Source organism: Stenotrophomonas sp. HMSC10F07, from assembly GCF_001807895.1.
GTDB lineage: Bacteria > Pseudomonadota > Gammaproteobacteria > Xanthomonadales > Xanthomonadaceae > Stenotrophomonas > Stenotrophomonas sepilia.
Genome location: NZ_KV791372.1, coordinates 53,030 through 66,256 on the forward strand (window position 1 = coordinate 53,030; position 13,227 = coordinate 66,256).

The 13,227-nt window shown below is 64.6% G+C and carries 11 protein-coding genes; 1 reads left to right on the forward strand and 10 read right to left on the reverse strand.

The genetic code is table 11. The annotated features are described in order from the left end of the window. Position 1: 1 nt before the first annotated feature. From HMPREF3114_RS09165 to HMPREF3114_RS09210, 10 genes are all read right to left on the reverse strand, one after another. The gene (locus HMPREF3114_RS09165) at positions 2 to 580 is read right to left on the reverse strand and encodes a D-sedoheptulose-7-phosphate isomerase (protein WP_070489634.1); all 579 of its coding nucleotides are present in this window, start codon (positions 578 to 580) and stop codon (positions 2 to 4) included. Then, a complete protein-coding gene (locus tag HMPREF3114_RS09170; RefSeq protein ID WP_053497933.1) occupies positions 577 to 1,605 on the reverse strand; it encodes a GHMP family kinase ATP-binding protein in 1,029 nt (342 codons plus the stop codon). The genes HMPREF3114_RS09165 and HMPREF3114_RS09170 overlap by 4 nt, the downstream gene beginning before the upstream one ends. After that, entirely contained in the window at positions 1,602 to 5,015 is a 3,414-nt protein-coding gene (locus tag HMPREF3114_RS09175) for a methyltransferase domain-containing protein (protein WP_083297589.1), read from the reverse strand. Before HMPREF3114_RS09175 ends, HMPREF3114_RS09170 begins: the two co-directional genes overlap by 4 nt. After that, positions 5,012 to 6,370, reverse strand: coding sequence for an ABC transporter ATP-binding protein (locus HMPREF3114_RS09180; RefSeq protein WP_070489636.1), 1,359 nt, complete (start codon positions 6,368 to 6,370; stop codon positions 5,012 to 5,014). The genes HMPREF3114_RS09175 and HMPREF3114_RS09180 overlap by 4 nt, the downstream gene beginning before the upstream one ends. Then, complete coding sequence (locus HMPREF3114_RS09185) at positions 6,360 to 7,154, reverse strand: ABC transporter permease (RefSeq protein ID WP_053497939.1); 795 nt, start codon at positions 7,152 to 7,154, stop codon at positions 6,360 to 6,362. The genes HMPREF3114_RS09180 and HMPREF3114_RS09185 overlap by 11 nt, the downstream gene beginning before the upstream one ends. A gap of 2 nt (positions 7,155 to 7,156) precedes the next feature. Next, positions 7,157 to 8,338, reverse strand: a complete 1,182-nt coding sequence (locus HMPREF3114_RS09190) for a cystathionine gamma-synthase (protein ID WP_070489639.1) — start codon at positions 8,336 to 8,338, stop codon at positions 7,157 to 7,159. Positions 8,339 to 8,461: 123 nt separating this feature from the next. Then, on the reverse strand, positions 8,462 to 9,832 hold the full coding sequence (locus tag HMPREF3114_RS09195; protein WP_053497943.1) for a pyridoxal-phosphate dependent enzyme: 1,371 nt from the start codon (positions 9,830 to 9,832) through the stop codon (positions 8,462 to 8,464). Positions 9,833 to 10,132: 300 nt separating this feature from the next. Further along, the gene (locus HMPREF3114_RS09200) at positions 10,133 to 10,369 is read right to left on the reverse strand and encodes an HP1242/YdcH family protein (RefSeq protein WP_005407964.1); all 237 of its coding nucleotides are present in this window, start codon (positions 10,367 to 10,369) and stop codon (positions 10,133 to 10,135) included. 324 nt (positions 10,370 to 10,693) lie between these two features. Then, a complete protein-coding gene (locus HMPREF3114_RS09205) occupies positions 10,694 to 11,578 on the reverse strand; it encodes an OmpA family protein (RefSeq protein WP_080375071.1) in 885 nt (294 codons plus the stop codon). Further along, positions 11,575 to 11,940 (reverse strand): DUF4398 domain-containing protein, encoded by a 366-nt coding sequence (locus tag HMPREF3114_RS09210; RefSeq protein WP_053497944.1) that lies wholly within the window; start codon positions 11,938 to 11,940, stop codon positions 11,575 to 11,577. Before HMPREF3114_RS09210 ends, HMPREF3114_RS09205 begins: the two co-directional genes overlap by 4 nt. 121 nt (positions 11,941 to 12,061) lie before the next feature. On the opposite strand from HMPREF3114_RS09210, the gene HMPREF3114_RS09215 reads away from it, so the two are divergent. Further along, positions 12,062 to 13,189, forward strand: a complete 1,128-nt coding sequence (locus HMPREF3114_RS09215) for a PilT/PilU family type 4a pilus ATPase (RefSeq protein WP_049416904.1) — start codon at positions 12,062 to 12,064, stop codon at positions 13,187 to 13,189. Positions 13,190 to 13,227 lie beyond the last annotated feature (38 nt).

Genomic DNA, 13,227 nt, shown 5'->3' on the forward strand with positions numbered 1-13,227 from the left:
GTCAGCGCGGGAACATTTCGCTTTCGATCAGCGCACACAGCAGATGACCGATGAACTCATGCCCCTCCTGGATGCGCGGCGTCTCGTTGGAAGGCACGCGGAAACAGATGTCGCAGCGATCCTTCATGTCGCCGCCGTGCTCGCCAGTGAATCCGATGACGCGTACACCCTTGGCTTCGCAGGCCTCCAGTGCGCGCATGATGTTCTTCGAACGGCCCGAGGTGGAGATTGCCACGAACACATCGCCTTCCTGGCCAAGTGCTTCGATCTGGCGGGCAAAGGTGTAGTCGTAACCGTAGTCGTTGCCGATGGCGGTCAGGATCGAGGTGTCGGTGGTCAGCGCGATCGCCGGCAGGCCTGGGCGATCGTAGTAGAAGCGGCTGACCAGCTCACCCGCCCAGTGCTGCGCATCGGCGGCGCTGCCACCGTTGCCGGCGAACAGGATCTTGCGACCGGCCTTCAGCGCGACCACGCACAGTGCCACTGCCTGCTCGATCTGCGACGCCAACGCGGCATCCGCCGACATGCGCTGGAAGTTCTCGAGAATCTTGCCGAACTCGGCCTTGATGAAGTCGTTCATCCGATTTTCCATGCCGTTGCACCTTGGTGGGTGAAGTGTGTATCAAAAACGGTGCCGCCGGCGCCAGCAAGCGCGCGCACCAGGTCGACCCGGTGTGCCGGGTCGCAGAGGAACATCATGAAACCGCCGCCACCCGCGCCCGATACCTTGGTCGCGCGCGCGCCGTGGCGCATTGCCAACGCCTCGATCTCATCGATCATCGGGTTGGAAATACTGCTGGCACTGAGCTTCTTCGCTTCCCAGCCGGACTGCATCACCTGCGCCAGCCGCTCGAAATCACCGCGCAGCAGCGCTTCCTTCATCTGGCTGGCTTCGACCTTCAACCGATGCATCGCATCGAGCGAACTGGCCTTGCCTTCCTTGATGTTGCGGGACTGCTCATCAATGATCTTGGCCGAAGCACGCGACACGCCGGTGAAGTACAACACCAGGCCCGCTTCGAGTTCGGACCAGATCCAGTCCTTGATGCGCAGCGGATTCACGATCACCCGATCGGCGTCGTAGAACTCCATGAAATTGAAACCACCGAAGGCCGCTGCGTACTGGTCCTGCTTGCCACCGGACAGCTGCAGGTCGACGCGCTCGATGCGGTAGGCCAGCTGCGCAATCTCGTACTCGCCCAGCGGCAACGCGAAGTACTCGGCGAAGGCAGTGACCAGGGCGACGACCATCGTCGAGGACGAGCCCAGGCCCGAGCCCGGCGGCGCATCGGAATGCGCGCGGATACGGATGGCTGGACGGTCGCCCTGCAGGAAGTCGTTGCAGACCCTCAGGTAGACACCCTTCATCAACTGCAGTGGGCCGGGGCCGGCCTCCACGGCCTGCGGATCGACGCGCTCGCAGGCGCCCGCATCCTGAGCATGGAATCCGACCAGGCCATCGGGCGAGTCATCGAGGGTCGCATAGGCGAACTTGTCGATGGTCACGTTCATGACGAAGCCACCGAACTGGTCGCAGAACGGCGACACATCGGTGCCACCACCGGCCAGGCCCAGCCGCAGGGGTGCGCGCGAACGAACGATCATGCTTTCTTCTCCAATGCGAATGCCGATTCCAGTGCACGACCCAGTGCATCGCGCGAGAACTGGCTGCGACAGTAGCTCGCCGCTGCACGCGACCGCTGCAGCCACAGCGCATCATCTTCCAGTAACGACAACAGCCCTGCGGCAAGACCATCGGCCTCGTCGGCCACGGTGACCACTGCCTCCAGACCGACCAGGCCCTGGGCACCAATACCGGTAGTGACCAGCGGCAGACCCTGCTGCATGGCTTCGACAACCTTGCCCTTGACGCCGGCACCAAAGCGCAGCGGCACAATGGCCACGCGCGCGACACCGTAGCGCCGGGCCAGCTCCTCGTCGCTGACGAAACCGGTCACCTCGACATGTTCGCCCGCCAGGGCGCGTACAGCATCGGTCGGGTTGGAGCCAACCAGTGACAGCTTCACGCCGGGGTGCCGCGCCCAGACCTGCGGCATCACCGACTCGACCAGCCATCGCGCGGCATCGACATTGGGGCCGTGGGCGAAGCCAGCGACGAACAGGATGCCGGCACGCTGCGCGGGCACGGCTTCATCGTTGAAGTGGTCGAAAGCGTACGGCAGGATCGCGCGTGCATCGACGTCCGGCTCCAGCGCGCGCACGTCCTGCGCCTCTTCGGCCGACGGGTAGAGGACGCGGTCGACGGCCTTCCAGATGCGCCGCTCCAGCAGTTCCATCGAACGTGCCTCGCCATCGCTGCCGCCATTGCGGGTGGCTTCCATCTCCATGCGACGGAAGTGCAGGTCGTGGCCGTAGTAGACGCTGCGGACACCCGGGTGCTTGCACAGGGCATCGAGGTAATGCTCAGCGATATGAGGGCGCGACAGCATCACCGTGCGCACGTGCGGATTTTCGTCCAGATAGCGCGCAAAGCCGCCCACCCACTGGCCGCCATACATCACTTCCACGCCACGGGCCTGCAGTGGCGGAGTGTAGATCGGATCGAAGTACAGGTTGTCGGCCCAGAACTTGACCACGCAGCCACGTGCCAGCAGCGCATCGATAAAGGCGATCATGGTCCGCGAACCGGCATCACGGTCGGGCTGCGGTACGTAGTGGTCGACGATCAGCACCGTTTCCTTCTGCCAGGCACGGTCGCGGGCCAGCACCACATGCTCGCCGTTGGGCTCATGCAGGGCCAGCTCATCCTGCCAGCGTTCGCGCAGTTTCTTCTGGTTCGCGACCTGATAGGCCTTGATACCGCTGCCGGTATCGGTGCCGTGGGAGATGCCTTCGTAATGCACGACTTCCGAGGTCGGGCAGTAGTAGAGCTGGTAGCCCGCCTTGCGCACGCGGAACGCCAGGTCCGAATCCTCGCAGTAGGCCGGTACGAACTCGGGATCGAAGCCGCCCAGCTCACGCAGCAGCGCGCTGGGAATGAGCAGGCTCGCGCCGCTGCAGTAGTCCACCGGGCGCAGGTAGTTGTATTGACTGTCGGCCGGGTTATCCAGGCGGCCGTAGTTCCAGGCCGAGCCGTCACGCCAGATGATGCCGCCCGCTTCCTGCAGGCGGCCGTCGGGGTAGACCAGCTTGGAACCGACCATGCCGCAGTCGGGCATGCGCTGGAAGACGTCCAGCATCTCGTCCATCCAGCCCGGACGTACTTCGGTGTCGTTGTTGAGGAAATAGGTGTAACGGCCACGGGCCAGTTCCAGCGCCTGGTTGCAGGACAGCAGGAAGCCGAGGTTCTGCGGGTTGTGGTGGAAGCGCAGGCCCGGAACCGGGACCAGCTTCTCGATTTCCGCATCGCCGGAGGCATCTTCCAGCACCAGCACCTCATAGCTCACCGCCGGCGGGTGGGCGGCGATCGAGCGCAGGCAGGCCAGGGTGTGCGGCAGGTTGCCGTAGGTGGGAATGACGATGCTGACTTCCGGCGATTCATGTATCGGGAAGGACAGGGTCTTCAATACTTCGCCTGAATCTTCCACCACCGACTGCAACGCCAGGCCCGAAAGCGGTTCAACACGGGCATTGTCACGGCGCAGGAGCCAGTTACGCACCGGGCGTGCCAGCGGCGCCAGCAATGGATGGCGGGCCAGGCCGCTGGCACGCAGCGACGCAATAATGGCCGGCACATCGCCACGCAGCAGGCGCGAAGCGAAGCGCATCGGGCGCGTGATGCGCCAGGACTTGGAGGCGAGCACCTTCGCGAAGGCATCGTTCAGGCTCTCCAACTGCTCGTCGTATTCGTGGATGACGCGCTTCACTTCCAGCTCGGAGGTGCCTTCCGCACCGGGCCGGAACGCGAGACCAGAGCGCCGCTGCAGTTCGCGGCTGACTTCCGAACGGCTGGCAACGGTTTCGTGGGCCGTCTGCAGCAGTCGGCGCAGCTCGGCCGCTTCGTGCTGCGATGCTGCCTGATGCCGTTGCAGATCAGCTTCGACGTCCGCCTTCTCGCCCCGCACCTGTTCCAGCTGCGCCTGCAGCGCATCATTCCTCGCACGCAGCTCAGCGGCGCCGGTAAGGCCGCCACCGGCCTGGACAACCTGGTCCAGCTCCAGCGCCCAGCGCGTACGATCCTCGAACTCGACTTCCAGGCGGTGGTAATCGGCACGGGATTTCTCAAGCTCCGCTTCCAGCGAACGTGCCCAACGAATAGTGTCTTCCCGTTCGTTGTCCAGTCCCTGGGCCCAGCGTGCGATGTCATGCTGCTGGGCATACAGATCCTCGCTTTCGGCATAGAGCACAGAAGCAGGTGTATCCGGCAACAATGACGCGTCAGCCGCAGCGACGACAACAAAGTAGACCGCATCTGGAACGCTGGCCACGCGGGCTTCGACACCCGAGCCGGTATCGGTCAGCGCCTGGTAGCTGTCCGTGCGTTCCGCCTCTGATATTGGAGTGATAGTCGAGCACACCGCCATGCGGTGCCCACACAGCCGCGAAGCCGGGAAGTAACGCCCGACCAACGCCTGGAACTCTGCCTGGTAGAGCTCCTTTACGTGGAAATCGTTGTGATAGCCGGCCCGATCGGAGTAAACCTCCTTGTTGGGCGAGGACATGACCAGAACACCATCGGGCCGCAGCACACGACGGATCTCGGCCATCATCTCCTCCTGCTCCATCAGGTGCTCGATGGTCTCGAAGGAAACAACCACATCCACACTGTCGTCGGCCAATGGAATGGCAGCAGCGGAGCCCTGCAGGTACTTCAGGTTGGTCTGCGCCGAATAACGCCCGGCAGCGTGATCCACGGCCTCATGCGAGATATCCACACCACATACCGAGCGCGCCCGGGAGGCCAGCATCGCGCTGCCGTATCCTTCGCCGCTGGCGACATCCAGCACATCCTTGCCTTCCACCAACGGCAGGCACCAGGCATAACGGTGAAGATGTTCCTGCCTGATTACACCCTGTTCGGTCGGCACGAAGCGCTCACCGGTGAACTCGATCATTGAGACTCCTTGGAAACTTCGATGGCCAGCATCGGCAGGCCGACGAGGCCGAAGCGCATCGTTTCGTCCATCGCGCGGAACTCCAGCGCGTCGTGGATCCAGTGCTGCTGCGTATGGTCATGCTGATCACCGGAAGCGACTGCAGCATCAATCATGTAGGAGCCTGATGGCATGATCGGCATGCGGAACACGAAGGTGCCCCGGACGATGCTTCCGGCCTGCCCGGAAACGGGTGTCTCCCGGCAAGCGAAGTAGCTGTTGTCACCGAACAGACGCTGGCCCAGCCGATCCTTCACATAGAACCCGACGATGAGGTTCTCCAGCGGCTGCAGCAACTCCACGCGGATCTCCAGCCTTACCAGTTCACCGCCCTCCAGAACGCCGACCCGCCGCCCCTGCTCGTCGGTCATGCTCACATCGATGATGCGTGCACCACGTGCACCGAACTCCTGGCCCACGTTGTTCGGGTCGAACTCGAAGAGCGCGATCCGATTGACAACACCGGCTTCCAGCAGGGCATCGTGGCGGAAGTCCGGCGCATCGGAAACAAGCTTGCGCTGCTTCTTTTCCACGACGATCTCAGCATCACCCACCTCACGCCGCCCGACCACATGCTGCTCGGTCATGTACGCCTCGACCACCTCCTGCGAGGTGCCGGACAGGCGCATACGGCCGTTCTGCAACCACACGGCGTTCTCGCACAGATTGGTCACAGCGGCGGCGTCATGGCTGACGAACAACAGCGTCCCGTTCTTCTGGAACTCGCGCAGGAAGCGCATGCACTTCTGCGAGAAGAACGCATCGCCAACCGCCAGCGCCTCGTCGATGATCAGGATGTCGGCGTCGACATGGGCGATCACCGCAAAAGCCAGGCGCACCGACATGCCGCTGGAATAGCTGCGTACCGGCTGATCGATGAACTCACCGATGTCGGCGAAGGCGAGGATGCTCTCCAATCGCTGATCGATCTGGGCACGCGATAGGCCCAGGATCGTCGCGTTGAGGTAGACGTTCTCGCGGCCGGTGAACTCGGGGTTGAAGCCACTGCCCAGTTCGAGCAGCGCGGCCACGCGCCCCTTCACGGTGATGTTGCCCTCGGTGGGATTGAGGGTGCCGGCGATCATCTGCAGGAGGGTCGATTTGCCCGAGCCGTTGCGGCCGACGATGCCCACTGTCTGGCCACGACGGATCGAGAAGCTCACGTCGCGCAGCGCCCAGAAATCCTTGTAGAAAGACTTGCGCTTGCCCGCCAGCGCCTGCCACAAGCGGTGCGAAGGACGTTCGTACATGTGGTACGACTTGCCAACCCCTTTGACCTCGATGACGGTCTCGGCCACGGCGACTTCAGAGGACATCGGCAAACCCCACGCGCAGCTTGTTGAACAGGCGATGGCCAATGACGGCCACCACACAGGCGATGAGGGTGTACAGACCCAGCCCAGCCCAATCTGGCAGGCGGCCCCAGATCACCACTTCGCGCACCTGGTTGATGATGAAGGTCAGCGGATTGAGCTCGAACACGATGCGGTAGCTGGCCGGCACCGACTCAACCGGAATAATCGCCGAGGACAGGAACAGCATGGCAGCTGCGATGACGCCGGCGATCTGCCCGATATCGCGCAGGTACACACCCAGTGCCGAGGTAATCCAACCAATGCCGACCGTCAGGATCACCAGCGGCAACACCACAACCGGCAACAGCACCGCGGTGGGATGGATGCTGCCTTTGACGCACAGGTACAGCAGCAGCAGTACGACCATGTTCATCAGCAGATGGAACAGCGCCGACAGCGTCATGCTCCACACCAGGATATCCAGCGGGAACACCACGCGCTTGACGTAGCTGGTGTTGCTCACAATCAACTGTGGCGCACGGGTGAAGCATTCCGCGAAGAAGCCATGCACGGTAAGGCCTGCGAACAGGATCAACGCGAAATCGGTGGTGGACCCGGTCGATCCGGGCCAGCGTCCCTTCATGATGAAACCGAAGGCCATGGTGTAGACCAGCAGCATCAGGAACGGGCTGATCAGCGACCACAGCAGCCCGAAGCTGGCACCGCGATAACGCCCAAGGACTTCACGCTGGGTCAGTTCGAAGGTAAGCGAACGATGCTTCCCGAAGACCGAGAGAATGCTCATGCTCAGCGGTTCCCGCCCAACGCCCTTTCCAGATCCACCTGCAGATCCCCCAGCTCCTCAACACCCACGCTCAGCCGCACCAGTGCATCACTGATCCCCAGCTGCTCCCGACGCGCCACCGGGATCGAGGCATGCGTCATCACCGCCGGATGGTTGACCAGGCTTTCCACACCGCCCAGCGACTCGGCCAGGGTGAACAGTTCGGTCTTCTCGCAGAAGCGCTTGGCCGCCTCGAACCCGCCCTTGAGCACGATCGAGACGATGCCGCCGTAGCCGGCCATCTGCTTGCCGGCCAGTTCATGCTGCGGGTGCGAGGCCAGGCCCGGGTAGATCACCTTCTCCACCGCCGGATGCTTTTCCAGCCATTGGGCCAGCGCCAGCGCGTTGGCGCAGTGTGCCTTCATGCGCAGCGGCAGGGTCTTCAGGCCACGCAGGGCCAGGAAGCTGTCGAACGGGCCCTGCACGCCACCCACCGAGTTCTGCAGGAACGCCATCTGTTCGGCCAGTTCGGCGTTGTCACCGACCACGACCATGCCACCGACCATGTCCGAATGGCCGTTGAGGTACTTGGTGGCCGAATGCAGGACCAGGTCCGCGCCCAGTTCCAGCGGGCGCTGCAGCATCGGCGAGGCGAAGGTGTTGTCCACCACCACGATCAGGCCATGGCGCTTGGCGATGGCAGCGACCGCGGCGATGTCCACGATCTTCAGCATCGGGTTGGTCGGGGTTTCAATCCAGACCATCTTCGTCTTCGGCGTGATCGAGGCTTCAAAGGCCGCCAGATCGGTCAGGTCGACGAAGCTGAAGTCCAGCCCGGCGGTACGGCGGCGCACGCGCTCGAACAGGCGGAAGCTGCCGCCGTAGATGTCGTCCATCGCCACCACGTGGCTGCCGGCGTCCAGCAGCTCGACCACCGTCGAGCTGGCCGCCATGCCCGAGGCGAAGGCGAAGCCACGGGTGCCGCCTTCCAGCGAGGCCACGCAGCGCTCATAGGCAAAGCGCGTCGGGTTGTGGGTACGCGAGTACTCAAAGCCCTGATGCTCGCCCGGGCTGGACTGGGCATAGGTCGAGGTGGCGTAGATCGGCGGCATCACCGCGCCGGTGCTGGGATCGGGCGACTGGCCGCCGTGGATGGCCAGCGTGGCCAGGGCCAGCGCGCGGTCGGGCGAAGAGGAGTTGGACATGTCGTTTCCTGAATGGCGCCGACGTGCGGCGCCGTCAAAGGATCGGGAGTCTATCAGCGCAGCCTTAACGAGCTTTGACGCGAATAAACCGGAATTCAGCGGTGAACGGCAGCGATCAGCGGTTTACTGCACGCGACGGCGCAGATAGTTCAGCAGGTCGATGCGGGTGATCAGGCCGAGGAAGGCGTCACCGTCCATCACGATCGCCACCTGCCCGCGGTCGAACACCGGCAGCAGGGCCTCGATCGGCGACTTCACGTCCAGCCGGTCCAGCTTGCTGACCATCGCGGTGGACACGGTGTCGCGGAAGCGCGCTTCGTCACCATAGACATGCAGCAGCACGTCGCTTTCATCGACGATGCCGACCAGCTGCTCACCGTCCATCACCGGCAGCTGCGACACGTCATACAGCTTCATGCGCTGGTAGGCGGTGGTCAACAGGTCGTTCGGACCGATCACCACCGTGTCGCGCTGGCCGTACGGACGCAGGATCAGGTCGCGCAGGTCACCGTGCTGCGGGCGCTCCAGGAAGCCGTTGTCCAGCATCCAGTAGTCGTTGTACATCTTCGACAGGTACTTGTTGCCGGTATCGCAGACCAGCACCAGCACCTTCTTCGGCGTGGTCTGCTCCTTGCAATACTTCAGTGCCGCGGCCAGCAGGGTGCCGGTGGACGAACCGCCGAGGATGCCTTCCTTGCCCAGCAGCTCGCGCGCGGTGTGGAAGCTCTCGGCGTCGCTGATGGCATAGGCCTTCTTGACGCGGCTGAAGTCGGAGATCGAGGGCAGGAAGTCCTCGCCGATGCCCTCCACCAGCCAGCTGCCCGACTTGTCGTTGAGCACGCCGTCGTTGATGTACTCGGCCAGGATCGAGCCGACCGGATCGGCCAGCACCAGCTCGGTCTTGGGCGACAGCCTGGCGAACGCACGCGACAGGCCGGTCATGGTGCCGGAGCTGCCGCAGCCGAACACGATGGCGTCAAGGTCACCGCCCATCTGCTCGAGGATCTCCGGGCCGGTGCCGAACTCATGCGCGGCCGGGTTGTCCGGGTTGCCGAACTGGTTGATGAAGTAGGCGCCCGGGGTCTGCTCGGCGATGGTCTTGGCCAGGTCCTGGTAGTACTCCGGGTGGCCCTTGGCGACGTCCGAACGGGTCAGGCGCACTTCGGCGCCCATCGCCTTCAGGTTGAAGATCTTTTCGCGGCTCATCTTGTCGGGAACGACCAGGATCAGCTTGTAGCCCTTCTGCTGGGCCACCAGTGCCAGGCCCAGGCCGGTATTGCCAGCGGTACCCTCGACCAGGGTCGCCCCCGGCTTCAGGTCACCCCGCTGCTCCGCTGCCTCGATCATCGACAGGCCGATGCGATCCTTGATCGAACCGCCCGGGTTGGCGCTCTCGAGCTTCAGGTAAAGCTCGCAGACGCCGGTGTCCAGGCGCTGGGCCTTGACGATCGGGGTCTGGCCGATGAGTTCGAGGACGGAAGAATGGATGGGCATTCGGAGGACTTTCGATTCGCGCCACGCAGGGCCGGACCGATGATTATCCGACGGATGGCGCTGAATGTCAGGTCGGCGCGGGCATGCCGCCCGCCGTCCCGTAGAGGGATGCGGACGGCCCCGGGTCGACGAGGAGACCGGTACCGCCCGCATCGGTGAGTTGTGCCTGCAGGCCAAGGCACCACCGCCTGTGGTGCCTTGGCGCGGCCGCCTCATCGGCGGTGCCGCGATGCCGGGGCAGGAGCGCCCGGCCGGGCCATCGATGGCCGGGTCACGCCGTTCCGGGCGTGACGGGGTGCGTCAAAGCGTGGGGGACGTCGTTGGGAGCGGTGTTTCGTACATTCGCAGAAGTCGTTGCTTGGCCAGCAGCTTCTCGCGCTTCATGCGACCCAGGGTGACATCATCGATCGGGAGTACACCCAGCTCCGCGTCCATGCACTTCTTGTTCAACTTGCGGTGCTGGTCATGGAGTGCCCTGAACTCCGGATCACGCGCGCGACGTGCGTCGATCTCGCTCTGGGGCTGATCTTCAAACATGATGGACCTCCTTCGACAGATACACGAACGCCCCGGCCGCAAGGCACGGGGCGTTGTTCATGGAGGAGTGCCGGCCGATGGCCACCTGGACGCCTGCAACGACCTGCGGCACTGGCCTGCGCACGTCGATCTGCTGCGGTTCGCGCCCTGCTTGCATCGGCCCGGCCCTCCCATCGTCCGGTCCGCGGCATTGCGTCCCGGACGATTGACCCTACGCCTGCTCAAGGCGGGGTACAAGGCCCCTGCGTCAAAAAGACCGAACCCCGCCGGGGCGGGGTTCAGGCTGAATGCTCATCGCAACGAAAAACAAACAATATCAATGCATTACGGCGCGATGATGACCTCGGCCGAGCGCGCCCGGGTGGACGCAGCCTTCTTGCCGCTGACCTGGATCCGGTTGCTGGCGACACCACCCGCGACCAGGGCGTCGCGCAGCGCTTCGGCACGCTTCTGGCCCACGCCGTTGGCGCTGTCGTAGGCCTCGATGCGCAGGCGCCCCTTCTTGCCGATGTTCAGGTACTCGGCCAGGGCCTTGGCCTGGTTGCGGGCGCCCCCCGACAGGCTGGAGGCGCCTGCGGCGAACGCGTCACCACCGAAGGTGAAGACCTCACCGCGAGCGTCGAACTTCGAACCGGGCAGCTTCTGCCCGGACACCAGCTCGGCTTCCTCCCGGGCCAGCCTGGCAGCGTTCTGCTGGGCAGCGCTCAGACGCTGCTGCTGCTTGCCGGCCACGCTGGTCAGGGCATTCTCGGCGTCCTGGCGGGCCAGGGTCTCGGCCTCGGCCGCCTGGCGCAGGCGTTCGGCCTCCTCGGCCTGCATCTGCGCCTGCATGCGCAGCTGCTCGGCTTCCTGGCGGGCGCGGGCGGCATCGCGGCGGCTGGCCTCGATCAGCAGGTCGCTGCGGGTACGCTCCAGGCGGTCGACCTCGCGCGCGGCCAGCGCGGTGCGCACGGCGGTCTCGGCAATCTCCACCCGGCGCTCGGCCAGGTACGTGGCCAGCTCCTGGTCGCGACGCTTGGCCTTGTCCAGGGTGGCGATGGCCTGCTGCGCCTGCATGCGCTCGAAGGCGCCCAGCTCAGCGGTATCGGGGTTGGCCTGGATGGCCATCAGGCGCTGGCTCAGCTGCGCCACCATCGGGTTGTCGGCGGCCGTGGCCAAGGTCGGCAGCGCCAGCAGCGCGGCCAGGGTTGCGGCGGTCATCGGCTTCACCGGCGGTCCTCCCCGGTCGACAGCTGGCGCTGCAGCTGGTTGACCTCGTTGCGGCGCAGCTGCAGCTGCGCGGTGACGGTGGCTTCCTCACTGCGGACGCGGGCCAGGTCGGCATCGGCGGCGGCGCGCAGGGCTATCGCCGGGGCGTTCTTGCGCTCGCGGCGGTCGCCGGCGGCGCGCTGGGCCTGCTCCAGCCCCTGCCGGGCCAGCCCGATCAGGTCCGGGGCGTACTGGTCGGCATCGGCCTGGGTGGCCTTGTCGACCGCCTGCCGGGCCTGCGCCAGTTCCAGGGCAGCGTCCTGCGCCCAGGCGGGGGCAGACAGTGCGAATGCAAACGCCATCACATACAGGCCATGGCGCATTCGTGCGAAGCTAAGTCGTTTCATTGGGGAGGCCGTACCGGTTGTCGGTTCACGGCCATTGTCGTCAAGCCGACACCGTGCTGGCAACGGGCGTCGGCCGTTTCGTTGGGGAAAATTCGCAATGGATATCGGCTACTTCCTGAAGCTGATGACCGAAAAGAACGCTTCGGACATGTTTCTGACCACCGGGGCACCGGTCTACATCAAGATCGAAGGGAAGCTCTATCCGCTGGGCAACACCGGCCTGCCGCCGGGCATGGTCAAGAAGATCGCCTACTCGCTGATGGACGAGGGCCAGGTGCCGCAGTTCGAGCGCGAGCTGGAGCTCAACATGGCCATCGCCCTGCCCGATGCCGGGCGCTTCCGCGTCAACGTGTTCAAGCAGCGGGGCGAGGTCGGCATGGTCATCCGCGCCATCCGCAGCCGCATCCCGAGCATCGAGGAGCTGAACCTGCCGCAGGTGCTGAAGGACGTCATCATGACCCCGCGCGGGCTGGTGCTGGTGGTGGGGTCCACCGGTTCCGGCAAGTCCACCTCGCTGGCGTCGATGATCGACCACCGCAACAGCACCACCACCGGTCACATCCTCACCATCGAGGATCCGATCGAGTACCTGCACAAGCACAAGATGTCGATCGTCAACCAGCGCGAGGTCGGCCTGGACACCCACGCCTTCCACAACGCGCTGAAGAACGCGATGCGTGAAGCGCCGGACGTGATCCTGATCGGCGAGATCCTGGATGCGGAAACGATGGAGGCGGCGATCGCCTTCGCCGAGACCGGCCACCTGTGCCTGGCCACCCTGCACTCCAACAACGCCGACCAGACCATCGAGCGCATCCTCAACTTCTTCCCGGAAAGCGCGCACAAGAACGTGCTGATGAACCTGGCGCTGAACCTGCGTGCGGTGATCAGCCAGCGCCTGGTGAAGAACAAGGAGGGCCGTCGCCTGCCAGCCACCGAGGTACTGATCAACACGCCGATGATCCGCGACCTGCTGCGCCGCGGCCAGGTGCACGAGATCAAGGCGGCGATGGAAGCCTCGCTGGAAGAAGGCATGGAGAGCTTCGACCAGTGCCTGTTCCGGCTGGCCAAGGCCGGTACCATCGAGCAGGAGGAAGCGCTGCGCGCGGCCGACTCGCGCGATGGCCTGGCCCTGAAGTTCCGCCTGTCCGAAGGCAGTAGCGGCGAGCACGACCCGTACGCCGATTTCTCGGCAGGCGCACCCAGCATCACCCACGGCTTCTGATCCCACGAAAAAGGGGACGGAGGGGATTAAGTCGTTTG